This is a genomic window from Paraburkholderia sp. RL17-337-BIB-A (assembly GCF_046025895.1).
Taxonomy (GTDB): Bacteria; Pseudomonadota; Gammaproteobacteria; order Burkholderiales; family Burkholderiaceae; genus Paraburkholderia; species Paraburkholderia fungorum_C.
In genome coordinates, this window is sequence record NZ_JARESY010000001.1 from 3,163,249 (window position 1) to 3,187,572 (window position 24,324).

At 60.2% G+C, this 24,324-nt stretch carries 25 protein-coding genes; 3 read left to right on the top strand and 22 right to left on the bottom strand.

Annotated elements, in window-relative coordinates; translation table 11 throughout:
• The first annotated feature begins 11 nt into the window (after window positions 1–11).
• The 3 genes from P0D84_RS14190 (at window position 12) to P0D84_RS14200 (ending at window position 3,403) form a co-directional block, all read left to right on the top strand.
• A complete protein-coding gene (locus P0D84_RS14190; protein WP_408337312.1) occupies window positions 12–1,118 on the top strand; it encodes a phosphotransferase in 1,107 nt (368 codons plus the stop codon).
• Window positions 1,119–1,185: 67 nt separating this feature from the next.
• Window positions 1,186–2,445 carry an acyl-CoA dehydrogenase family protein gene (locus tag P0D84_RS14195; RefSeq protein WP_408337314.1) on the top strand — a complete coding sequence of 420 codons (1,260 nt, stop codon included), beginning with the start codon at window positions 1,186–1,188 and terminating at the stop codon, window positions 2,443–2,445.
• Between the two features lie 256 nt (window positions 2,446–2,701).
• Window positions 2,702–3,403: a glutathione binding-like protein gene (locus P0D84_RS14200; RefSeq protein WP_408337316.1), complete on the top strand. Its 702-nt coding sequence runs from the start codon at window positions 2,702–2,704 to the stop codon at window positions 3,401–3,403.
• A gap of 151 nt (window positions 3,404–3,554) precedes the next feature.
• Here the strand turns inward: P0D84_RS14200 and P0D84_RS14205 are convergent, their stop codons facing one another.
• The 22 genes from P0D84_RS14205 to P0D84_RS14310 all read right to left on the bottom strand — a co-directional run bounded on the left by P0D84_RS14205 (window position 3,555) and on the right by P0D84_RS14310 (window position 24,296).
• Complete coding sequence (locus P0D84_RS14205; protein ID WP_408337318.1) at window positions 3,555–4,031, bottom strand: MaoC family dehydratase; 477 nt, start codon at window positions 4,029–4,031, stop codon at window positions 3,555–3,557.
• Window positions 4,028–4,486: a MaoC family dehydratase gene (locus P0D84_RS14210; RefSeq protein WP_408337320.1), complete on the bottom strand. Its 459-nt coding sequence runs from the start codon at window positions 4,484–4,486 to the stop codon at window positions 4,028–4,030. The genes P0D84_RS14205 and P0D84_RS14210 overlap by 4 nt, the downstream gene beginning before the upstream one ends.
• 34 nt (window positions 4,487–4,520) lie before the next feature.
• On the bottom strand, window positions 4,521–5,648 hold the full coding sequence (locus P0D84_RS14215; RefSeq protein ID WP_408337322.1) for an acyl-CoA dehydrogenase family protein: 1,128 nt from the start codon (window positions 5,646–5,648) through the stop codon (window positions 4,521–4,523).
• A 10-nt stretch (window positions 5,649–5,658) separates the two neighbouring features.
• Window positions 5,659–6,855 carry an acyl-CoA dehydrogenase family protein gene (locus P0D84_RS14220; RefSeq protein WP_408337324.1) on the bottom strand — a complete coding sequence of 399 codons (1,197 nt, stop codon included), beginning with the start codon at window positions 6,853–6,855 and terminating at the stop codon, window positions 5,659–5,661.
• A 48-nt stretch (window positions 6,856–6,903) separates the two neighbouring features.
• A complete protein-coding gene (locus P0D84_RS14225; protein ID WP_408337326.1) occupies window positions 6,904–7,329 on the bottom strand; it encodes a DUF1178 family protein in 426 nt (141 codons plus the stop codon).
• Window positions 7,330–7,581: 252 nt separating this feature from the next.
• Complete coding sequence (locus P0D84_RS14230; RefSeq protein WP_408337328.1) at window positions 7,582–8,106, bottom strand: helix-turn-helix transcriptional regulator; 525 nt, start codon at window positions 8,104–8,106, stop codon at window positions 7,582–7,584.
• A gap of 50 nt (window positions 8,107–8,156) precedes the next feature.
• Entirely contained in the window at window positions 8,157–8,405 is a 249-nt protein-coding gene (locus P0D84_RS14235; protein ID WP_408337330.1) for a hypothetical protein, read from the bottom strand.
• 337 nt (window positions 8,406–8,742) lie between these two features.
• Complete coding sequence (locus P0D84_RS14240; protein WP_408337332.1) at window positions 8,743–9,327, bottom strand: NUDIX domain-containing protein; 585 nt, start codon at window positions 9,325–9,327, stop codon at window positions 8,743–8,745.
• 42 nt (window positions 9,328–9,369) lie between these two features.
• Window positions 9,370–9,666, bottom strand: a complete 297-nt coding sequence (locus P0D84_RS14245) for a DUF2818 family protein (protein ID WP_054034952.1) — start codon at window positions 9,664–9,666, stop codon at window positions 9,370–9,372.
• Window positions 9,666–11,138, bottom strand: a complete 1,473-nt coding sequence (gene nuoN / locus P0D84_RS14250) for an NADH-quinone oxidoreductase subunit NuoN (RefSeq protein WP_093639649.1) — start codon at window positions 11,136–11,138, stop codon at window positions 9,666–9,668. The genes P0D84_RS14245 and nuoN overlap by 1 nt, the downstream gene beginning before the upstream one ends.
• 25 nt (window positions 11,139–11,163) lie before the next feature.
• A complete protein-coding gene (locus tag P0D84_RS14255; protein ID WP_408337334.1) occupies window positions 11,164–12,654 on the bottom strand; it encodes an NADH-quinone oxidoreductase subunit M in 1,491 nt (496 codons plus the stop codon).
• A gap of 14 nt (window positions 12,655–12,668) precedes the next feature.
• On the bottom strand, window positions 12,669–14,741 hold the full coding sequence (gene nuoL, locus P0D84_RS14260) for an NADH-quinone oxidoreductase subunit L (RefSeq protein ID WP_408337336.1): 2,073 nt from the start codon (window positions 14,739–14,741) through the stop codon (window positions 12,669–12,671).
• Between the two features lie 17 nt (window positions 14,742–14,758).
• Window positions 14,759–15,064, bottom strand: a complete 306-nt coding sequence (gene nuoK, locus P0D84_RS14265) for an NADH-quinone oxidoreductase subunit NuoK (protein ID WP_006052894.1) — start codon at window positions 15,062–15,064, stop codon at window positions 14,759–14,761.
• A gap of 20 nt (window positions 15,065–15,084) precedes the next feature.
• Window positions 15,085–15,771, bottom strand: coding sequence for an NADH-quinone oxidoreductase subunit J (locus tag P0D84_RS14270; protein WP_179741651.1), 687 nt, complete (start codon window positions 15,769–15,771; stop codon window positions 15,085–15,087).
• 191 nt (window positions 15,772–15,962) lie between these two features.
• Entirely contained in the window at window positions 15,963–16,451 is a 489-nt protein-coding gene (nuoI, locus tag P0D84_RS14275) for an NADH-quinone oxidoreductase subunit NuoI (RefSeq protein WP_175150600.1), read from the bottom strand.
• 15 nt (window positions 16,452–16,466) lie between these two features.
• Window positions 16,467–17,531 (bottom strand): NADH-quinone oxidoreductase subunit NuoH, encoded by a 1,065-nt coding sequence (gene nuoH, locus P0D84_RS14280; protein WP_408337339.1) that lies wholly within the window; start codon window positions 17,529–17,531, stop codon window positions 16,467–16,469.
• Complete coding sequence (gene nuoG, locus P0D84_RS14285; RefSeq protein WP_408337341.1) at window positions 17,532–19,865, bottom strand: NADH-quinone oxidoreductase subunit NuoG; 2,334 nt, start codon at window positions 19,863–19,865, stop codon at window positions 17,532–17,534.
• 122 nt (window positions 19,866–19,987) lie between these two features.
• Window positions 19,988–21,316, bottom strand: coding sequence for an NADH-quinone oxidoreductase subunit NuoF (gene nuoF, locus P0D84_RS14290; protein ID WP_408337343.1), 1,329 nt, complete (start codon window positions 21,314–21,316; stop codon window positions 19,988–19,990).
• Complete coding sequence (gene nuoE / locus P0D84_RS14295; protein WP_054034960.1) at window positions 21,313–21,798, bottom strand: NADH-quinone oxidoreductase subunit NuoE; 486 nt, start codon at window positions 21,796–21,798, stop codon at window positions 21,313–21,315. The genes nuoF and nuoE overlap by 4 nt, the downstream gene beginning before the upstream one ends.
• 131 nt (window positions 21,799–21,929) lie before the next feature.
• Window positions 21,930–23,183, bottom strand: a complete 1,254-nt coding sequence (locus P0D84_RS14300; protein WP_408234761.1) for an NADH-quinone oxidoreductase subunit D — start codon at window positions 23,181–23,183, stop codon at window positions 21,930–21,932.
• Between the two features lie 9 nt (window positions 23,184–23,192).
• Window positions 23,193–23,795, bottom strand: a complete 603-nt coding sequence (locus P0D84_RS14305; protein ID WP_408337345.1) for an NADH-quinone oxidoreductase subunit C — start codon at window positions 23,793–23,795, stop codon at window positions 23,193–23,195.
• A 21-nt stretch (window positions 23,796–23,816) separates the two neighbouring features.
• Window positions 23,817–24,296: a NuoB/complex I 20 kDa subunit family protein gene (locus P0D84_RS14310; protein WP_006052903.1), complete on the bottom strand. Its 480-nt coding sequence runs from the start codon at window positions 24,294–24,296 to the stop codon at window positions 23,817–23,819.
• Between the last annotated feature and the right edge of the window lie 28 nt (window positions 24,297–24,324).

A 24,324-nucleotide genomic window follows, 5' to 3' on the forward strand; every position in this document is an offset into this window, starting at 1 on the left:
GGAGGAGACATATGGTGCAAGCCACACAGACCGGCGAACCAGAACGCAAACCGGATTACTCCGCCTTCGAGGGCACGCGTCCGGTCAACGAGCGGCAACGCTTCGACAGCGACGCGCTCGCCGCGTGGCTAAGCCAGCATGTCGACGGATTCGCCGGACCGCTCACGCTGGAACAATTCGCAGGCGGCCAGTCCAATCCCACCTTCAAACTCGTCACGCCGTCGCGTGCGTATGTGATGCGCGCCAAGCCCGGGCCGGCCGCGAAGTTGCTGCCCTCAGCGCACGCCGTCGAACGGGAATACCGGGTGATGCATGCGCTTGCCGGCACCGGCGTGCCGGTCGCGAACATGCTCGCCTTGTGCGAGGACGAAAGCGTGATTGGCCGGGCGTTCTACGTAATGGAGTTTATCGAGGGCCGCGTGCTGTGGGACCAGTCTTTGCCCGGCATGACGCCTGCGGAGCGCGCGGCGATTTACGATGAAATGAATCGCGTGATTGCCGCGTTGCATAGCGTCGACGTCGCAGCAATCGGCCTTGCGGACTACGGCAAACCGGGCAACTACTTCGCGCGCCAGATCGGCCGCTGGAGCAAACAGTACCTTGCATCCGAAACCGAACCGATCGACTCGATGCAGCGCCTGATCGAATGGCTTCCGCAACATATGCCGGCCGAAACGAGCGAGCGCGCCTCGGTCGTGCATGGCGACTACCGGCTCGACAATCTGATCTTCCATGCCACCGAGCCACGGGTACTCGCCGTGCTCGACTGGGAACTGTCGACGCTCGGCGACCCGCTCGCCGACTTCGCCTATCACTGCATGGCATGGCACGTCGATCCGGCGCAATTCCGCGGCATTGCGGGTCTCGATTGGGCAGCCCTTGGCATTCCCGACGAAGCGCAATACGTCGAGCGCTATTGCAAGCGCACCGGCTTCGAGATCCACGGCGACTGGAATTTCTATCTGGCGTACAACATGTTCCGCATCGCCGCGATCCTGCAAGGGATCATGAAACGTGTGGTTGACGGCACCGCGGCCAGCGCTCAGGCGCTCGATGCCGGCCGTCGTGCAAAGCCGATGGCCGAACTCGCCTGGCGCTATGCGCAGAAGGTGCGTTAACTGAATCGAATCGGCGCACCGATCTGCGCTCCCGAACAAACGTCATTCGTCATCCGCGAGGTCATACATGAATTTCGATTACACCCCGAAGGTTCAGGCGCTGCGCGAGAAACTGCTCGCCTTCTTCGACGAGCACATCTATCCGAACGAACAGGCGTTCTACGCCGAGATCGCGCGCAATCGCCAGAACGGCAACGCATGGCTGCCGACTGAACTGATCGAGCAACTGAAACAGAGGGCGCGCGACGCCGGCTTGTGGAACCTGTTCCTGCCTGAATCGGTACGCGGCGCCGGTCTGACGAATCTTGAATATGCGCCGCTGTGCGAAATCATGGGCCGTGTGCCTTGGGCGCCGGAAGTGTTCAACTGCAACGCGCCCGACACCGGCAACATGGAAACGATCGAGCGTTACGGCAGCGACGACAACAAGCGCGAATGGCTCGAACCGCTGCTGCAAGGGCAGATCCGTTCGGCGTTTCTGATGACCGAGCCGGACGTGGCGTCGTCGGACGCGACCAATATTCAGACGAGCATCGTGCGCGACGGCGACTACTACGTGATCAACGGCCACAAGTGGTGGTCGTCCGGTGCGGGCGATCCGCGCTGCAAGGTCTACATCGTGATGGGCAAGACCGACCCTGAGGCGCCGCGCCATGCGCAGCAGTCGATGATTCTGATCCCCGCCGATGCGACCGGTATCACCGTGCACCGCCCTCTCACCGTATTTGGCTACGACGACGCGCCGCACGGCCACATGGAAATCACGCTCGAAAACGTGCGCGTGCCGGCCACCAACATGCTGCTCGGCGAAGGCCGCGGTTTCGAAATCGCCCAAGGCCGCCTCGGACCGGGACGCATCCACCATTGCATGCGGTTGATCGGCCTCGCCGAGCGCGCCATTGAATTGATGGCGAAGCGCTCGCTGCAACGGGTGGCGTTCGGCAAGCCGGTTGCAGCGCAAGGCGTCACGCAGGAGCGTCTCGCCGAAGCACGCTGCATGATCGAGCAAGCGCGTCTGTTGACGTTGAAGACCGCATACATGATGGACACCGTCGGCAACAAGGGCGCGCGCGGCGAGATTGCAATGATCAAGGTGGTCGCGCCGAATATGGCGTGTCAGGTGATCGACTGGGCGATCCAGGCGCACGGCGGCGGCGGCGTCAGCGACGATTTTCCGCTGGCGTATGCGTATGCATCCGCACGGACCTTACGCTTCGCCGATGGCCCCGACGAAGTGCATCGCAACGCCATCGCAAAGCTCGAATTGGCGCGCTATATGGAGGCGAGTACCGCGGCTCGCGTGGAGACGCCGATTACGCGGGTTTGAGGTCGGGGTCGAGGCGGTAGCCGGCGGCGCGAAATCGAGACTACGAAGAGACACGCAGCGCTGGCTTACGACCGATCGGGCGGAGGGTGACAACGCCACGCATAGGGTCGCGGCGCACGCAGGCGAAGTGACATGGACCGCGGCGCCGCGCGGATCACGCGAGTTCACGGCCAGCAACATTGTCCGATCTGTGCTCTAATTTTCGCCAACTGCGGCGCCCTTTGTGGCGCCGCTTCCACGAAACGAAGGAGCCAGGATGATCGACGTCTATAGCTGGGCAACCCCGAACGGCCACAAAGTTCACATCATGCTCGAGGAAACGGGCCTCGCATACACCGCACATGCCGTGAATATCGGCGCGGGCGACCAGTTCACACCCGAGTTCCTCACTATTAGCCCGAACAACAAGATTCCGGCGATCGTCGATTCCGATGGTCCCAAGGGCGCCGACGGCAAGCCGTTCGCGCTATTCGAATCGGGCGCGATTCTGATTTATCTCGCCGAAAAAACCGGCAAGTTCCTGCCGACCGATCCGGCCGCACGCTATGCAACACTTCAATGGCTGATGTTCCAGATGGGCGGATTAGGTCCCATGCTCGGGCAAACGCATCACTTCCGCATCTACGCGCCGGAGCCGGTCGAATACGCGATCAATCGCTACACGAACGAAACGCGACGCCTCTATGGCGTAATGGATACACAGCTCGGCAAGACGCAGTATCTGGCTGGCAACGATTACACGATCGCGGATATCGCCGCATTTCCGTGGACTCGCTCGTGGCAAAACCAGGGTGTCGAACTCGATGCGCTTCCGAATGTGAAGCGCTGGCATGAAGAAATTGCCGCACGCCCGGCGGTGGTACGCGGTGTCGACGTGCTGGCGTCGGCCCGCAAGCCGACGATGGACGATAAGGCTAAGGAAATATTATTCGGCGCGACGCAGTACGCGAAGCGGTAGTCGTACCGTCGCGCCGTGGCATCGGCGCTCGTTCGCGTTGTCAATGACCGCGCCGTCACTGGTATCCATACGTGCGTCGGCATAAAAAAACGCGAGATGGTATCACTGCCACTCGCGTTTTTTTATCAACCGGGCGGTTCGGTCACGAACGCTAAAAATAGTGTCGCGTGATGAACGCCGCGACACACACCGGTCGCTCACTACCCTGCCGCTCCAGCGTGACATTCCACTCGACCTGTACACCGGCGTTGTCGACGTCAGTGACGGATTCAACCGCAAACCGTGCACGCAGTTGCGAACCGACCAGCACCGGCGACGTGAACCGCACGCGATTCAAGCCGTAATTGACGCCCATGCGCTGCTCGAGTGCCACCGTCTTGCCGAGCAGCGCGGGAATCAGCGACAACGTCATGAACCCATGCGCCACCGGACCGCCGAACGGCGACTCACGCCGCGCCCGCTCGGGGTCGACGTGAATCCATTGATGATCGCCAGTGGCCTCAGCGAAACGATCGACGCTCGCCTGATCGACCGTCAGCCAGTCGCTAACGAGCGGTTCGGCACCAATCAGCGCGCGCAACGCGGCCGCATCGCCAAACGTGGCGGCGGGCACCGCGCTGCCCGTCACGACGCGGCTCCCGGATTGCGCAGTCCGAACAAAGCCTTGGAGCGTACGGTGATCACCGTTTCGCCGTGCTGGTTGATGCCTTCCCACTGCGTCGAAACGATGCCGCGATCCGGCTTACTCTCCGAGACGCGCTTGTCGAGTACGGCGTTCATCATCGTGATCGTGTCGCCGACGCGCACCGGCTTTAACCAGCGAATTTCATCGATGCCGGGCGAGCCCATCGACGTGGAACCCGAGATCGCGTTGCGCACCAGCATGCCCATCATCACTGAACAGGTGTGCCAGCCGCTTGCGACCAGTCCGCGAAACGGCGACGCCGCGGCTGCAGCCTCGTCCAGGTGAAACGGCTGCGGATCGAACTTCTCTGCGAACTCGACGATCTCTTCGCGCGTGAAAGTATGCTTGCCGATTTCGGTAGTTGTGCCGACTACCATGTCTTCATAACTCAGACCCATCGTCACACCTCTTTCGTCCGATTCGAGCGGCTGATCATGCTTCGGCGATGACAAAGCCGGGCAGCGCGGCGAACCGCGCGAGATGGTGATCCACATCGCCCAACGTGGTTTCGATGATAGCAAGACGCTTGAACAGATGCGCCGCCGCGACTTCGTTCGTGACGCCCATGCCGCCGTGCAACTGGACCGCCTGCTGACCGACGAAACGCGCGGCCTGGCCAACCCGCGCCTTCGCGGCAGAGACCGCGCGACGACGTTCGTCGGCGTCTGCGCTCGTGTAACGCATGGCCGCGAGATAAGTGACCGAACGCGCCTGCTCGGCGTGAATCAGCATCTCGACCATGCGATGCTGCAATGCCTGAAACCGTGCGATCGGCTGGCCGAACTGCTGGCGCGTCCTGGTGTATTCGACCGTTGCATGGTTCAACGCGTCGAGCGCGCCGACCGCTTCCGCACACAGCAAGACCGTGCCGTAGTCCGCGATGTGTTCCAGGGCCGCGGCACCAGCGTGTTTGCCGGCGAGTTGGCGAGCGGGCGTGCCGTTGAACTCGAGTGTCGCGGCGCGCTGGCCGTCGATTGTGCGGTAGTCGGTCACTGCAACGCCGGCCGCATCGCGGGCGACGACAAAGAGCGCGATCTCGCCATTCAGCCTCGCCGGCACGATCCAGTAATCCGCTTGCGCGCCGTGCAACACAACCGACTTCGTGCCGATCAACGTCTGCCGATCGAGCTGCCCGTTCGCAACCGTTTCGACCTCGAACAGGTCGTAGCGCGCGTGCGGCTCGTGAAATGCCACTGCCAGCTTGATCTCGCCCTGAGCCGCGCGTTCGAGCAGCGATGCGTCGTCGCCCTGCTGCGTGCCAGCTAGCCGTAGCGCCTCGATGCCGACCGCGGTCGCCCAATACGGCTCGATGACTAAAGCACGCCCGAGCTCCTGCATGACGACCAGCATATCGATTGGGCTGCCGTTGAAGCCACCCTGAGCCTCCGGCACCGGCAAAGCTGTCAGGCCGAGTTCGGTAAAGGCTGCCCAGTGCACATCCGACACGCCGGCTTCCGAGTGCACGATCGCCTGGCGCGCTTCGAACCCGTAGCTCTTGTCCAGATAGCGGCGCAGCGCGTCAGCAAATTGCTGTTGTTCGTCGTTGAAAGTGAAGTCCATGCGCCGCTCCTCAAAGTCCCAGAATCATCTGCGCGATGATGTTCTTTTGAATTTCGTTCGAGCCGCCGTAGATCGACGTCTTGCGGAAGTTGAAGTAGTACGCGGCCAACGGCGCGGCGTCATCGTCACCGGCGAGGCTATGTTTGCGTTCGCCTTCGAGGAATGGCACATCGAAAGGTGCGGCGAGCGGCCCAATTGCCTCGAACATCAGTTCAGTCAGTGCTTGCTGCACTTCCGTGCCCTTGATCTTGAGCATGGACGCCTCGGGTCCTGGTCCACGTCCGCCCGTTTCATTGGCCACCACGCGCTGCACGGTGACTTCGAGCGCCATCAGTTCGATCTCGAGACTCGCGACTTTGGCGGCAAACACAGGATCCTGCAGCAACGGTTTGCCGTTCTTCTTCTGATCGAGCGCAAGGCGCTTCAGAAATACGAGTTCGCGCTTCGATTGACCGACGCGAGCAATACCCGTGCGCTCGTGCCCGAGCAGATACTTCGCGTAAGTCCAGCCACGATTCTCCTCGCCGACCAGATTCTCGACTGGCACCTTCACGTCTTCAAAGAAGACTTCGTTGACTTCGTGGTCTTCGTCGAGTGTGATGATTGGGCGCACGGTAATACCGGGCGTTTTCATATCGATCAGCAGGAACGAGATGCCCTCCTGCTTTTTCGCGCCGCTGTCGGTACGCACGAGGCAGAACATCATGTCCGCGTACTGGCCCAGCGTGGTCCAGGTTTTCTGACCGTTGACCACATAGTGGTCGCCAACGCGCTCGGCACGCGTGCGCAGCGAAGCCAGGTCGGAACCGGAGCCCGGTTCGGAGTAGCCCTGACACCACCAGTCCGTACCGTCGAGAATGCGCGGCAGATAGTGGCGTTTCTGCGCCTCATTGCCGTACTTCATCAGCACGGGCGCCACCATCGAAACCCCGAACGGCAGCACGGACGGCGCACCGATACGCGCGCACTCTTCGTCCCAGATATGCCGTTGGGTCGCGTCCCAGCCTGGGCCGCCGTATTCCTTTGGCCATGCGACGACCGACCAGCCGCGCGTGCCGAGCAGCTTGTGCCAGCCAGCGAAGTCTTCGCGGTTCAGACGCTTGTGGTTGAGTACCTTGTCGCTGAGCTCGCGAGGCAAATTCGCTTCGAGCCAGGCACGGATATCGGCGCGGAACGCGTCGTCAGCGGGGGAATAGTCCAGATTCATGCGTAGTGTCTCCTGGCCGCGACCGCCCGCCGCCAGTGAGCCACTGCGCTATTGCAGCGGTTCCTTCAAGGCAGCCGGGACCGGCAGCGGCATCACTTCGATGCCTTCTTCGACCAAGGCTTTTGCGTCTTCGGGCGTCGTGACACCGCGAATATTGCGTGCAGGCGCTTCGTTGTAGTGAATGCGCCGTGCTTCCTCAGCGAAGCGGTCGCCCACGTTCTCAGTCTTTTCCAGTACCTCGCGCAATGCGCGCATCACACGCGCCTGCATCTCCGCCGCGCCCGCAGGGACTTTCGTATCAGTCGCGCCCGACAGATTCAGCCGGGGCGCCGACGGCAAACGGCTCACTTCGTTCGCGCCGCAGATCGGACATTCGATGAGCTTGCGGGACTGCTGCGACTCGAAATCATCCGCCGAAGCGAACCAGCCTTCGAACCGATGGCCATGCGGACACTGTAAATCGAGGACCTTCATGTGGAATCAGGGCTTGCGTGCCAGTTTAGCGCAAAATGGAAATTTGTGAACGATCGTTCGTAAATTTTTACGGACGGCACGTTGACGCCAGACGTCGCCGACAAATTAAACGCGGTGCGCGATTTTAACGCTTTGCGCAACCGGCTGCCGAAGGTGGCTTAAGCGGCGAACGGCAGATCGAAAACCAGTAGATGAAAGAGCGCGCTGAACGTATGGCGCTCATGGGTTGGCGCGCTTGCCGCCGCGCACCTTTTAAGCCACAAGGGATTCGAGCCGGCGGTTAAGCCGCGGCTCGAGTTCGAGCGCCTCTTTGGCGAGGTTGACCTGCTTGGCCGATTTCGCGACATCGAAAACGTCCGCCTTGATGTCATACCCGCCACGCGCGGTCAGCCAACCAAGGATGTCCGACAGATGCCATACCGACGCGCTGCCCTCGTGAACCGGCGGTGGAAAATCAATGGCATGGCTCAGCATCAGCTTACGCATGTTTTGCCGTGATACGCCCGCGACCTCAGCGACATCCGTAAGGCCGACGAAATCCGGCCCCGCTTCGACAAGTCGTGCGGACGGCACGACCTGTTTGATATCTTTGAGTGCGCTGACAAGCGCCTCGAACGCTGACGCGCCCTCGCGTGTAAAAACCAGCGCAATGCGCCCAGGCTGCCCTACGCCGATCGTAGCGTCGTCGCATCCCGCTTCACCCAGCCGCTCGACGAGCTCGTCAAGATCGCAATCTTCAGCGGCGAGCCGGTACTTCAAGGTGAACACATATTCCATAAACTACTCCTGCCTTCATTCAGCTTCGGGTTTTTGCCCTTCGAACACATTTACTGCCGACGCGCCGTGCAGTTGTCGACGATGCGCCTAAGGTGCCTTGCGTGATTGCCGGGGTTCTTCGGCGTACTCCACACACTCGAAATGCAGAACTCTCCGCAGCGACACTCCGCGTCGTTGTAAGGGCAGTACATCTTTCCCCACGCGTGACCTTTACCGCCGCCCTGCACACGCCAGCCGTTTCTTTCCGCGTAAGCCAACGCGCCCTCGACCTCTTTCTTGGAATGGATTCCACGAACCATCTATACCCTCCAATTTAATACGTGCGCACGAGGTTGTCAAGTGACAACCTCGCCTATGCGATGGCAGTCGAAACCATCTCATATCCTTCGTTATCCAAAATAAGTGCGATAACAAACTCCGTTGCCAGACATCGATACTAGAGCGGCAACGGACAGGGGGCGAGCCTGTCAGATGGCATAGGAGGAAAACCCATTTTTCAGACACTGCGAAACGCGTTGAGTCGATATCGTGCCCGCAATGGCAAAGCCCCTGGCGGCCATGGACCAACAGGGGCTTTTTGCGGAATTTCCAGCCGGCGCGCGACTCGCGCCCGTTCTGCGTTCTGAACAGTGCGCGCTATTGCGCTTCGGCCATTGGCCAGGTACCCGACAACACCTTCTCCAGCCAGAACGTGCCAATGACGGTTTTCACATCGGTGATCTTGCCGGTGCGCACCCACTCCGACACATCGGCCACAGTCGCCGTGAATAGTTCGAGGAATTCCCCGTCGTCGAGTTTGCGCTCGCCGGCAGTCAACCCGCGCGCCAGGTAAATATCGATGAATTCGGTCGAGTAGGAAATGATGGGATGAATTCGCGTCAGATAAACATACTCGCGCGCGGTATAGCCGGTCTCTTCCCGCAACTCACGTTTCGCGCAAGCCAGCGCGCCTTCGTTCGGATCGAGCTTGCCCGCCGGATATTCGACCATCACCTTGCCCATCGGATAACGGTACTGACTTTCCAGCAACACACGGCCGTCGTCGAATAGCGGGATCACCATCACGGCGCCCGGGTGCTGAACATACTCGCGAGTAGCCTGCTTACCGTCCGGCAAGCGGACGGTATCGCACTTGAGCGTGAGGAACGGCCCTTGATGGATCGTTTTGCTCTCGATACAGGTCTCGGTGAGCGCGGCGTCGTGATCGGGAAGTTCAGCCATATGCGACCTCAGAACAGCTTGGTGCGCGACGGCGAGACGCCGTCAGCGGCGTTTGACGAGATACTGGAAGGTAAAACCGGGGAATGCGAACACGACGAACAATGCGAACGTGATCGCGTAGAACTGCCACCCCTGTTCGAAACGGTTACCCGCGCGTGCTTCCAGCAGAAAACCGAGCGCGCCGACCACAAAGTACAGCACGATCAATTCGGCAATCCGGATCCAGGCGCTCTTCTTCACCGCTTTCAACGGCACGGCGGCGAAGAGGCGCTGATTCAGGAACGGCAGGTTGGCGCCGACCAGCGCCAACAACACGATAAACCAACCCGCAGCCGACATCAGAGCAGCAGCGTGTGCTGGATAGCCTGCAGACAGGCCTTCAATAGCGGATCCGGCACGATACCAAGCACCAGCACGGCAACACCATTGAGTGCCAGCAACGCACGCGTGCTCGTGTCGGCGAGGATCGGCGACTTATCTTGCGGTTCGTCGAAGTACATCAGCTTGACGATACGCAGGTAGTAGAACGCGCCGAACAGCGACGTGATCACGGCCAACACGGTCAACCATGTCAATCCGGCATTCATGGTTGCCTGCAACACCGCAAGCTTGGCGTAGAAACCGACCGCAGGCGGAATGCCGGCGAGCGAGAACATCATCACCATCATGACGAAAGCGAACACCGGGCTACGTTGATTCAGGCCCTTGAAGTCTTCGAGCGTGTCCGCTTCAAAATCGCGGCGTGCCAGCAGCATGATGATGCCGAAGGTGCCCATCGTCGTAATCAGATAGACGATGCTGTAGTACATCGCCGAGCCGTACGCGTTGGCTGCACCCGTGGTCTTGTGATCCACGACGCCAGCCAGCAGGCCGAGCAACACGAAGCCCATGTTCGAAATTGCCGAATACGCAAGCATCCGCTTGACGTTGCGTTGCACGATACCGGTGATGTTGCCGACGATCAGCGACAGCGCAGCGAGGATAACAAGCATTTCCTGCCATTCGACCGCCAGCGGCAGCAAACCCATCACGAGGAAGCGCAGGCCCCACGCGAATGCCGCCACTTTCGGACCACCGCCAACCATCAGCGTCATTGCCGTCGGCGCACCCTGATACACATCGGGCACCCACATGTGGAACGGCACCGCACCCATCTTGAACGCCACGCCCGCCACGATGAAGATCACGCCGAACAGCAGTACGCTCGGATCGTAGTGGCTCGTGCCGATCGCCTTGAACACTTCGTTCAGGTCGAGCGAACCGGTCGCGCCGTATAGCATCGAAATGCCGTACAGCAGGAAACCGGAAGCCAGCGCGCCGAGCACGTAGTACTTCATCGCAGCTTCGTTCGAAGGTGCCGCGTCACGACGCAGTGCGATCGCACCGTACAGCGACAGCGACATCAGTTCCAGACCGAGGTACAGCGTCAGGAAGTTGTTGCCGGAGATCATCACCAGCTGGCCGAGCAAGGAGAACATGCCCAACAGGAAGAATTCGCCGCGGAACAATCCGCGATCTTCGAGGTAGCGGCGCGAATAAACGATCGACACCGCGTAGCCCAGCGTCACCACCGCCTTCATCACACTGGCGAACGAATCCACCACATACATGTGACCGAAGAAGTAATGCACCTGCGGATCGAACGCGTTCACCGCGAACCAGATGCCGGCAATCAGCGTCGAGAAGAACGCGATGAAATACGTGGTACGGCGACCGGCCTGGCCGACGAACGTGTCGTTGAGCCACGCAACGACAACGGCGAGCATCACCAGTGCGTCGGGCAACAGAGCAGTCATAGGGGCGTTTTGCATGATCTTTAAATTCCTCCGCTCTGCATTACTGCGGCAACGGCAGTTTGGACTGCGCGACGTGGGAGAGGAGGTTTTCCACGGATACGTGCATCACATCGGTAAAGGGCTTCGGATACAGGCCCATGAAAAGCGTCAGTGCAGCGAGCACTGCCAGCATGAAAAATTCGCGGCGATTGATGTCGATGAGGCTCTTCACATGATCGTTGACGATCGCGCCGAAGTACACGCGCTTGTACATCCACAGCGTGTAGGCCGCGCCGAGAATCAGCGTGACAGCCGCACCGCCTGCGATCCAGAAGTTGTACTGGACAGCAGCCAGAATCACCATGAACTCGCCGACGAAACCGGAGGTGCCCGGCAAGCCGCAATTGGCCATCGAGAACAGCATCACGAACGCCGCGAACTTCGGCATGACGTTCACGACACCGCCGTAATCGGCGATCTGACGCGAGTGCATCCGGTCGTACAGCACACCGATGCTCAGGAACATCGCGCCCGACACAAAGCCGTGCGAGATCATCTGCACGATCGCGCCTTCCATGCCGAGCTGATTGAAGATGAAGAAGCCGAGCGTCACGAAACCCATGTGCGCGATCGACGAATACGCGACCAGCTTCTTCATGTCGGCCTGCACCATCGCGACCAGACCGATGTAGATCACCGCAATGAGCGACAGCGTGATGACAACCGGCGCGAGGAAGTGGCTCGCGTCCGGTGCGATCGGCAGCGAGAAGCGCACGAAACCGTAGGCGCCCAGCTTCAGCATGATCGCGGCCAGCACGACCGAGCCGCCGGTTGGCGCTTCCACGTGGGCGTCAGGCAACCACGTGTGAACCGGCCACATCGGCACCTTCACGGCGAAGGCCATGAAGAACGCTATAAATATCAATATCTGCGGCGTCATGCCGATCTGCGCGTTCTGCCATGTAGCCAGATCGAACGTGCCGGTCTCGATGTACAGGTACAGCAACGCGACCAGCATCAGCAGTGAGCCCATCAGCGTGTACAGGAAGAACTTGAACGCCGCATACACGCGGTTCGCCCCACCCCACACGCCGATGATGATGTACATCGGAATCAGCGTCGCTTCGAAGAACACGTAGAACAGCATGCCGTCCGCTGCGCTGAACACGCCGACCATGATGCCGGACAGGATCAGGAACGAAGCGAGGTACTGCGCTACGTTCTTCGTGATGATTTCCCATCCGGCGATCACGACGATCACCGTAATCAATGCCGTCAACACGACGAACCACATCGAGATGCCGTCGACACCCAGGTGGTACGTGATATTGAAGCGCTCGATCCAGTTCGCCTTTTCGACGAACTGCAGATCGGCGGTGCTCGAATCAAAACCGGTAATCAGCGGGATCGTCACGATGAAGCTGACGACCGAGCCGATCAACGCAATCCAGCGCGCCGGCGCCGGGTTCCGGTCGGAACCAATAGCCAGAATCAGGAGACCTACGAGGATCGGCAACCAGATCGCAATACTGAGAATCGGATAAGCGTGCATTAGTGTCCCTCGCCTTATTTGCCGCCGAGCGTTACAAACAGGGTCAGGAGCCCCAGCATGCCGATAATCATGGCAAACGCGTAGTGGTAGATATAGCCGGATTGGAGGAAGCGGATCACGCCGGCAAACCAGCCGATAAAGCGTGCGCTGCCATTGACAATGCCGTCGATGACCACGACGTCGCCTTCCTTCCAGAGACCACGGCCAATCGCCACAGCGCCCCGCGCAAACACGACATCGTTGATCTTGTCCATGTAGTACTTGTTGTCGAGCAGCGTGTAGATCGGACCGAACGCGCGCTTGATGACAGCCGGCAGATCAGGACGAACCAGGTACAGGAACCACGCGACCACCACACCTGCGAGTGCCAGCCAAACCGGCAGACCCGAGACCGAGTGCAGACCCATCGACGCCCAGCCCTGGAATTCTTCAGCCATCTCATGCAGCGCCGGATGGTTTTCGCCGATGAAAATCACCTTGTCGAATGCCACGCCGTGCTGGAAGAAGTCGCCGAACAACAACGGACCGATGCCGATCGCACCGATCACCACTGACGGAATCGCCAGCAGCACCAGCGGCAGCCACACCACCCACGGCGTTTCATGCGGCTCGTGTGCGTGGTCGTCGTGGCCATGGCCGTGAGCGTGCGCGTCATGGCCGTGACCGTCATGCGCATGCGCTGCCGCTTCGATGCCCATCGGCGAATCCGGATGCTTCGGATCGCGGAAGCGCTCCTTGCCGTGGAACACCATGAAGTACATACGGAACGAATACAGCGCAGTAACGAACACGCTCGCCACCACAGCGAAGTACGCGAAACCCGAACCCGGCAGATGCGACAGCTTCACTGCGTCGATGATCGAGTCTTTCGAATAGAAGCCCGAGAAGAACGGCGTACCGATCAGCGCCAGCGAACCGATCAGCGACGTGATCCACGTGATCGGCATGTATTTACGCAGGCCGCCCATGTTGCGCATGTCCTGGTCGTGGTGCATGCCGATGATCACGGAACCCGCGCCGAGGAACAGCAGCGCCTTGAAGAACGCGTGCGTCGTGAGGTGGAACACGGCGACCGGGTAGGCCGACACGCCAAGTGCGACCGTCATGTAACCGAGTTGCGACAGCGTGGAGTAAGCCACCACGCGCTTGATGTCGTTCTGGACAATCCCGAGGAAGCCCATGAACAACGCTGTAATCGCACCGATGATCGTGATGAACGACAGCGCCGTATCCGACAGTTCGAACAGCGGCGACATGCGCGTGACCATGAAGATACCGGCCGTCACCATGGTTGCCGCGTGAATCAGTGCGGAAATCGGCGTCGGGCCTTCCATCGAATCCGGCAGCCAGACGTGCAGCGGGAACTGCGCCGACTTACCCATCGCGCCGATGAACAGGCAAATGCACGACACCGTCAGCAGACCCCAGTCTGTTCCTGGGAAAGTCAATGCCGCGAGTTCGGTGCGCTTCGCGAAGACGTCGCCATAGTTCATCGAACCGGCGAACGCGAACAGCAGGCCGATACCGAGCAGGAACCCGAAGTCGCCGATACGGTTCACGATGAACGCCTTCATGTTCGCGTAGATCGCCGTCGGACGCGTGAAGTAGAAGCCGATCAGCAGGTACGACACCAGACCCACCGCCTCCCAGCCGAAGAACAGCTGCAGGAAGTTGTTGCTCATCACGAGCATCAACATCGAGAACGTGAACAGCGAGATGTACGAGAAGAAGCGCTGGTAGCCGTCGTCGTCGGCCATGTAGCCGATCGTGTAGATGTGCACCATCAGCGACACGAAAGTCACCACGCACATCATCATCGCGGTCAGCGAGTCGACCAGGAAACCGATCTCGAACTTCGTCTTGCCGATCGACATCCATTCATAAACGGTCGCGTTGAAGCTCGCGCCATTCAGCACGTCGAAAAAGACGATGGCCGAGAGAATGAAGGAGATCGCGACGCCGAGGATCGTGACCGAATGCGCACCGGCTCGCCCTACCGCTTTCCCGAACAGCCCCGCAATCAGGCAGCCGGCCAGCGGTGCCAGCGGGATCGCCAGCAGCAGGTTTTCATTGAGTATCGTTGACATAGCCGCTTTCCCTGAAATTAACCTTTGAGCTGATCGAGATCCTCGACATTGATCGTGTCGAGGCTACGGAACAGGGTCACCAGAATTGCGAGGCCGATCGCCGCTTCCGCCGCGGCAACGGTCAGTACGAAGAAGACGAAGATCTGGCCATGCACGTCGCCGAGATAATGCGAGAACGCGACAAAATTGGTGTTCACCGCCAGCAGCATCAGTTCGATCGCCATCAGGATGATGATGACGTTGCGACGGTTCAGGAAAATGCCGACGATGCTGATCGCAAACAGGATCGCGCCGAGGACAAGGTAATGAGCAAGGGTCAACATGATTTCTATCTCCTGTCCGCTCAGCTGTTCTTAGCGGGTGCCGAGTCGGCCGCTGCTGCCGCTGCTGCGGCTTCTTCCGCCGCGACGGTCGCCGCGGTCTTTTCCGATGCCATCTTCACCACGCGCACGCGGTCTTGAGCACGTACCTTGACCTGCTCGCTGACGTTCTGGCGCTTGCTATCTTTCTTGTGGCTTGTGGTCAGCGCAATTGCCGCGATGATCGCCACCAGCAGCACGAGGCCGGCGACTTCGAACGCGAAAATGTAGTCGGTGTAGATGATCTTGCCGATCAGGCGGGTGTTCGACCAGTCGGCCATACCGTTTGCGGCAGCCGTGGTGTCACGCAGCGCCGTGGCGGTCGCGCCGTAGCCGTGCCACAGGATCAGTGCGGTTTCGATCACGATGATCGCGCCCACTACCGTGGCCATTGGCACGAAGCGTTTGAAGTCTTTGCGCAGCACGTCGATGTTGATGTCCAGCATCATCACGACGAACAGGAACAGCACCATCACCGCGCCGACATACACCAGCACCAGCAGGATCGCGAGGAACTCGGCCTGCAGCAGCATCCAGATCGCGGCTGCGTTGAAGAACGCCAGCACCAGAAACAGTGCGGACGAAACCGGGTTGCGCGAGGTGATCACCTTCAGCCCTGAAACCACCAGGAGCAGCGCGAAGATGTAGAACAGTACGGTCGTGAATTCCATGATTACCGGTTCATCGTTAGGCCATCGTCAGGCATTGTTCTTTGGCACGTGGCGGGCAAAAGCGGCCGAAACCGCCAGAACAACCGCACAGGTGCGCCGTGCCGCGGCGCTCAGGCCGCGGCGCTCGGCCCGACAACAGGCCGTGTTACTGCTGCATTTACTGCCGCATTTACCGCTTTAACAGAAGCGCTTCAACGATACGGTGCGTCGGCTGCCTTGTTCGCGGCGATCTCCGCTTCGTAGCGATCGCCCACGGCCAGCAGCATGTCCTTCGTGAAATACAGGTCCCCGCGCTTTTCGCCGTGATATTCGAGAATGTGCGTCTCGACAATCGAATCGACCGGGCAGCTTTCTTCGCAGAAACCGCAGAAGATGCACTTGGTCAGGTCGATGTCATAACGCGTCGTGCGGCGCGTATTGTCCGCACGGGTTTCCGATTCGATCGTGATGGCGAGCGCCGGGCACACCGCTTCGCACAGTTTGCAGGCGATGCAGCGTTCTTCGCCATTTTCATAGCGGCGCAGCGCATGCAGGCCGCGGAAACGCGGCGAAATCGGGGTCTTCTCTTCGGGGAACTGCACCGTCACCTTGCGCTGGAACGCGTAACGTCCGGTCAGCGCGAGGCCTTTGAGCAGCTCCGTCAGGAAGAAAGTCTTGAAAAAGTTTTGGATTGCGGTCATGGGTTCATCCGCCCTTTATTTCCAGATATTCAACGGCGACATGATCCAGAAGCCGACCACCACCAGCCACACCACGCAGACCGGAATGAAAATCTTCCAGCCCAAACGCATGATCTGGTCATAGCGATAGCGCGGGAATGTGGCGCGCGCCCAGATGAATACCGACAACAGGAAGAAAACCTTCAGCACGAGCCAGAAGACGCCCGGGATAAACGACAGGAAGCCGAACGGTGCGCTCCAGCCGCCGAGGAACAGTGTTGCAGCCAATGCCGAGATCACGATCATGTTGATGTACTCGGCAAGGAAGAACAGCGCGAACGCCATCCCCGAGTAATCGATCATGTGGCCCGCGACGATTTCCGACTCCCCTTCCACCACGTCGAACGGGTGACGGTTCGTTTCGGCGATGCCCGAGATGAAGTACACGACGAACATCGGCAGCAGCGGCAGCCAGTTCCACGACAGGAAGGTCAAGCCGTAGCTCGCGAAAATGCCGCGCTCTTGCGAAGTGACAATGTCCGACAGGTTCAGGCTGCCCGCGGTCATCAATACGACGACAAGCGCGAAGCCCATCGAAATTTCGTACGAGACCATCTGCGCCGCGGCGCGCATGGCGCCGAGGAATGCGTACTTCGAGTTCGACGCCCAACCGGCCAGGATCACGCCGTACACGCCAACCGACGAAATCGCGATCGCATACAACAGACCCGCGTTGATGTCGCCGAGCACCGCGCCCGCCTGGAACGGAATTACCGCCCAGACCGCGAAGGCCGGCACCACCACCATGATCGGCGCGATCATGTAGATCCAGCGGCTAGCCTGAGCCGGCTGAATCACCTCTTTCAGCAACAGCTTCAGCACGTCCGCGATCGGCTGCAGCAAACCTGCGGGGCCGACGCGGTTTGGGCCGAGACGCACGTGCATCCAGCCGATCAGCTTACGCTCCCACAGAATCAGGTAAGCCACGCACAGCAGGATCACGACGGCCACCACCAGGATGCGCACCAGTGCCCACACCGTGGGCCATGCCACACCGAGAAGCTGGGTGCCGCCCGAGTTGATCGTATCGAACAAGCTCATTTACGCCTTCTCCACCACCAGTTCACCGAACAGGCTGCCCAGCGCTGCACCGGCAGGCGTAGCCGCCGATACGCGGACGACCGTCTCCGCAAGATTTGCGTCGCGCACGGCCGGCAACTGCACCGATTGCTCGCCCTGGCGCACGCGCACTGCGTCGCCTTCCTTCAAATCCAGTTTGTCGAACAGTCCAGCCGGCAGACCGACCGAGTTCGCTGCGCGTGCCGCGGCCGTCAGATGCAGCGACTCAGCGCGACGCACCAGCGCGTCGGCGTGGTAGATCGGCACGTCGGCGATACGCTCGAACTTGCCTTCTGCTGCCTTCGCTGCCTTGCCACGTGCAACCGTGACGCCCGTCTTGTTCGACAGACGCGACTTCAACTCGCCATCGCCGAGTGCTGCCGTACGCACTTCTTCTGAAGTATCGAATTCGAAGCCCGGCACGCCGAGCAGGCTGCCCAGCACGCGCAACACCTTCCATGCCGGACGCGTATCGCCGAGCGGCCGCACGACGCCGTTGAACGTCTGCACTGTTCCTTCGGCGTTGACGAACGTGCCGGCCGTTTCCGTGAACGGTGCGATCGGCAGCAGCACGTCTGCGTAATCAGCGCCCGTCTGGAACGGCGACATCACGACAACCATTTCAGCCTGGTTCAGCGCGGCCAAAGCCTGCGCCGGATTGGCCGTGTCGAATTCGGGTTCGACGTTCAGCAGCACATACCCCTTGCGCGGTTGTTCAAACACTTCGCGAGCGTTCAAGCCGCCCTCGCCCGGCAATGCGTTCACGAGATGCGCGCCGACCGTGTTGGCGCCTTCCGTGAGGAAACCCAGCGTAGCACCGGTCGCCTCTGCGATCCATTGCGCTGCTGCGTGAATCACGGCGAAATCCGGATGACGGACCGCGCCGTTGCCGAGCAACACCACGCGGCGTTCGCCGGTGCCGAGCGACTTCGCGACTTGTTTGTTGGCGTCGGTCGGTTGCGTGCCGGCGAAGGCTTCCGGCAGTGCCACGCCATTTGCTTCCGACACCGCGCCAGCGATGCCAGCCAGCGCGTCGACCCATGCCGACGGTGCGGCAACCACGCGTTGTGCTTGCGGGATCAGCGCGTCGTCGTTGGTGGCTTGCACGAGCGTGAGCTTCGTGCCGCTCTTGGCGGCTTGACGCAAACGTGCGGCGAACAGCGGATGATCGCGGCGCAGATCCGAACCGATCACCAATGCGGCGTCGACGTTCGAGAGGTCGGCGATCGTCGTGCCGAGCCACGGCGCACCGTTGACGGGTGCGGAGAAATCAGACTGACGCAGACGGAAGTCGACGTTAGGCGTGCCGACCGCGCTCGCCAGTTGTTTCAGCAGGAACAGTTCTTCGACGGTGCTGTGGACGCTGCCGAGAGCGGCCAGCGCGTTCGCGCCGTGGTCGCCCTTGATACCCTTCAGACCCTTGACCACGTATTCAAGCGCGCTTTGCCAGTCAGTCTCGACCCACTTGCCGCCTTGCTTGAGCATCGGCTGCGTGAGACGTTCCGGACTGTTCAGGCTTTCATACGAGAAGCGGTCTTTGTCCGAAATCCAGCATTCGTTGATAGATTCGTTTTCGAACGGCAGAACACGCATCACGCGGTTGTTCTTGACTTGCACCACGAGGTTCGCGCCGACGGAATCGTGCGGGCTCACTGACTTGCGGCGCGACAGCTCCCACGTGCGGGCGCTGTAGCGGAACGGCTTGCTGGTCAGCGCGCCGACCGGGCACAGATCGATCATGTTGCCCGACAGTTCGGAGTCGACCGTCTTGCCTACGAACGACGTGATTTCCGAATGCTCGCCGCGGCCCAGCATGCCGAGCTCCATCACGCCGGCGACCTCCTGGCCGAAGCGGACGCAACGTGTGCAGTGAATGCAACGCGACATTTCTTCCATCGAGATGAGCGGGCCGACGTTCTTGTGGAACACCACGCGCTTTTCTTCGCTATAGCGCGACGCCGACTTGCCGTAGCCCACCGCCAGATCCTGCAACTGACACTCGCCGCCCTGATCGCAGATCGGGCAATCCAGCGGGTGGTTGATCAGCAGAAATTCCATCACGGCTTGCTGACCCTTCACTGCCTTATCGGATTTGGTGCGCACGATCATGCCCGCCGACACCGGCGTGGCGCATGCAGGCACGGCCTTCGGCATCTTTTCGACATCGACCAGACACATCCGGCAGTTGGCTGCAATCGACAGCTTCTTGTGATAGCAGAAGTGAGGAATGTACGTGTCGACCTTATGCGCAGCCTGGATCACCATGCTGCCTTCAGGCACCTCTACTTTCTTGCCGTCTATTTCAAGTTCAACCATGATGGTCAATCTTCCTTAACCTGTTACCGCTCAATCGTTCGCCCAGTTCATCGCCCGTTTCAGGTAATGAATCCCGCGGATGATGTGTTCTGCTGCGCTATTTAGCGTACTTATCTGGGCACTCAAGCAGCCACTGTTTCCGACGCCGCTGCCGCACCGGCGTGACCGCCGACGAGGCAATGCTTGTGGGCGACGTGATATTCGAATTCGTCCCAGTAGTGCTTGAGCATGCCGCGAACCGGCATGGCCGCTGCATCGCCGAGCGCGCAAATCGTGCGGCCCATGATGTTCTCGGCCACCGAGTTCAGCAGATCCAGATCTTCCGGACGGCCGAGGCCGTGTTCGATACGATGCACGACGCGATACAGCCAACCGGTGCCTTCGCGGCACGGCGTGCACTGACCGCACGACTCTTCGTAATAGAAATACGACAGACGCAACAGCGAACGCACCATGCAACGCGTTTCGTCCATCACGATGACCGCGCCCGAACCGAGCATCGAGCCAGCCTTGGCGATCGAGTCGTAGTCCATGTCGGTCTGCATCATCATTTCGCCGGGGATCACCGGTGCCGACGAGCCGCCAGGAATCACGGCCTTGATCTTCTTGCCGCCGCGCATGCCGCCGGCCAGTTCCATCAGCGTCGCGAACGGGGTGCCGAGCGGAATTTCATAGTTGCCCGGACGCTCGACGTCGCCTGAAACCGAGAAAATCTTCGTGCCGCCGTTGTTCGGCTTGCCGATTTCGAGGTAATTCTGCGGACCGATCGCGAGCAGGAACGGCACCGCGGCGAACGTCTCGGTGTTGTTGATCGTGGTCGGCTTGCCATAGACGCCGAAGCTCGCCGGGAACGGCGGCTTGAAGCGCGGCTGGCCTTTCTTGCCTTCGAGCGACTCGAGCAGCGCAGTTTCTTCACCGCAAATGTAGGCGCCGTAGCCGTGGTGCGCATGCAGTTCGAACGAGAAGCCCGAACCCATGATGTTGTCGCCGAGGAACCCGGCGCGACGGGCTTCATCCAACGCTTGTTCAAAGCGCTTGTAGACTTCCCAGATTTCGCCGTGGATATAGTTGTAGCCGACCGTGATACCCATCGCGTACGCGCCGATGACCATGCCTTCAATCAGCGAATGCGGATTGAAGCGCAGGATGTCGCGATCTTTGAACGTGCCCGGTTCGCCTTCGTCGGAATTGCAAACGAGGTACTTCTGCCCCGGGAACTGACGCGGCATGAAGCTCCACTTCAGGCCGGTCGGGAAACCCGCACCGCCACGGCCGCGCAGACCCGACGCCTTGACGTCGGCGATCACCTGCTCGGGCGGAATCTTTTCTTCCAGAATGCGGCGCAGCTGGGCGTACCCGCCGCGCGCCACATAGTCTTCGAGATGCCAGTTATCGCCGTTCAGGCCGGCGAGAATCAGCGGTTTGATGTGACGATCGTGTAAAGACGTCATTTCGAAAGTTCCTCGAGCAGCTGGTCGATCTTCGCGCGGCTCATGAAGCTGCACATGCGATGGTTGTTCACCAGCATCACCGGCGCATCGCCGCACGAGCCCATGCACTCACCTTCTTTCAAGGTGAACTTGCCGTCAGCCGTGGTTTCGCCGAAGTCGATGCCGAGCTTCTGCTTCAGATATTCAGCGGCGCTGTCGGAGCCGCCGTCCGGGCCGAGCTGGCACGGCAGGTTCGTGCAGAGCGTGATCTTGTACTTGCCGACCGGCGAGGTCTCGTACATCGTGTAGAAGGTAGCCACCTCCTGCACGGCGACCGCCGGCATGCCGAGATAGTCCGCGACGAACTGCATCAGTTCGGGCGACAGCCAGCCATGCTCTTCCTGAGCAGTAGCCAGCGCCGACATCACGGCGGACTGTTTCTGATCGGCGGGGTACTTCGCGATCGCACGATCGATTTCTTTCAGGCCTTCAGCTGAGATCATTTTCAGACACGACTCTTTCAAATCCTACCGAACGAAAACCCGTCGCTCACATCGTGCTGCGACAGACCCGGCGTTCCTTTTCTTGACGCGTGCTTCGATGCAATCTGAAGACCCGCGCCGATGAATACGTCCTAGCGATCCACTTCGCCGAACACGATGTCCTGCGTACCGATGATCGTCACAGCGTCGGCGATCATGTGACCGCGCGCCATTTCATCGAGCGTGGACAGGTGCGCATAGCCCGGCGCGCGAATCTTCAGGCGATACGGCTTGTTCGCGCCGTCCGAGATCAGGTAGATACCGAACTCGCCCTTCGGATGTTCGACTGCGGCGTATGCCTCGCCTTCCGGCACATGGAAGCCTTCCGTGAAGAGCTTGAAGTGGTGAATCAGCTCTTCCATGTTCGACTTCATGCCGACCCGCGACGGCGGCGCAACCTTGTGATTGTCGACCATCACCGGACCAGGATTCTTACGCAGCCAATCAATGCACTGTTTCACAATCCGTGTGGATTGGCGCATTTCTTCGACGCGAACAAGATATCGGTCATAACAATCGCCATTAACGCCGACCGGAATGTCGAAATCCATCTTGTCGTAAACTTCGTACGGCTGCTTCTTGCGCAGATCCCACTCGATACCCGAGCCGCGCAACATCGCGCCGGTCATACCGAGGTTCAGCGCGCGCTCCGGGCTGACAACACCGATACCGACCAGACGTTGCTTCCAGATCCGGTTGTCGGTGAGCAGCGTTTCGTATTCGTCGACGCACTTTGGGAAACGCGTAAAGAAATCGTCGATGAAGTCGAGCAGCGAACCCTGACGGTTCTCGTTCATCCTCGACAACGCCTTCGCATTGCGAATCTTGGATGCCTTGTATTGCGGCATTGCGTCGGGCAGATCGCGGTACACGCCGCCCGGACGGTAGTAAGCCGCGTGCATCCGTGCGCCGGACACCGCTTCGTACACGTCCATCAGGTCTTCGCGCTCGCGGAACGCGTACAGAAATACGGCCATCGCGCCGACGTCGAGCGCATGTGCACCGATCCACATCAGGTGGTTCAGCACCCGCGTGACTTCGTCGAACATCACGCGGATGTACTGCGCGCGAATCGGCACTTCGATGCCCAGCAACTTTTCGATCGCCATCACGTAGCCATGCTCGTTGACCATCATCGACACGTAGTCGAGACGGTCCATGTACGGCACGGACTGAATGAAGGTTTTGGTTTCCGCGAGCTTTTCGGTCGCGCGATGCAGCAGACCGATGTGCGGATCGGCGCGCTGGATGACTTCGCCGTCGAGTTCGAGCACGAGGCGCAACACACCGTGAGCTGCCGGATGCTGAGGGCCGAAGTTGAGCGTGTAGTTCTTGATCTCTGCCATGGCGTTCTCTTAGTGTTTCAGACCGCCATAGCGATCCTCGCGGATCACGCGCGGCGTGATTTCCCGCGGCTCGATCGTCACAGGCTGATAGACGACGCGCTTCTCTTCCGGGTCGTAACGCATTTCGACGTAGCCGGAGACAGGGAAATCTTTACGGAACGGGTGACCAATGAAACCGTAGTCGGTCAGGATGCGGCGCAGGTCCGGGTGGCCTTCGAAGACGATGCCGTACAGGTCGAATGCTTCGCGCTCGTACCAGTTGGCCGAACTCCAGATATCGACGACCGAGGCGATGATCGGCACTTCGTCGTCCGGTGCGAATACACGCAGACGCAGACGCCAGTTGTTCTGCACCGACAACAAATGCAGAACGGCCGCGAAACGCGGACCGTCGTATGCGCCATCGGCGTAGGTTTGATAGTCGACGCCGCACAGATCGACCAGTTGCTCGAAACCGAGCGAACGGTCGTCGCGCAGACGCGTTGCCACATTAATGTAGTCGCTCGCCTTCACGACGATCGTCAACTCACCGATTGCCGCGGTGGTGCTCAACAGGAGGCCGCCAAAGGCCGCCTCGAGGTTCGCTTTCAGGGTCTCGAGTTTGCTTGCCATATTGTGGGGGAGGCGTTGGCCTTATTGACGGGCGATTGTGTTGGTGCGACGGATCTTGGCCTGCAACTGGATCACGCCGTACACCAGCGCTTCCGCGGTAGGCGGGCAACCCGGCACGTAGACGTCGACCGGTACGATTCGATCGCAGCCGCGCACTACCGAATAGGAATAGTGGTAGTAGCCGCCGCCGTTCGCGCACGAGCCCATCGAAATCACCCAGCGCGGCTCGGCCATCTGGTCGTAGACCTTGCGCAGAGCCGGCGCCATCTTATTGCACAGCGTGCCGGCAACGATCATCACGTCCGACTGACGCGGACTCGGACGAAACACCACGCCGAAACGGTCAAGGTCATAACGGGCAGCGCCCGCATGCATCATCTCGACCGCGCAGCACGCGAGACCGAACGTCATCGGCCACAACGACCCGGTGCGCGTCCAGTTGATCAGTTTGTCTGCCGTCGTGGTGACAAACCCTTCCTTCAAGACCCCTTCGATACTCATTTGCTTTCCACTCCAGACGGGGTGGCAA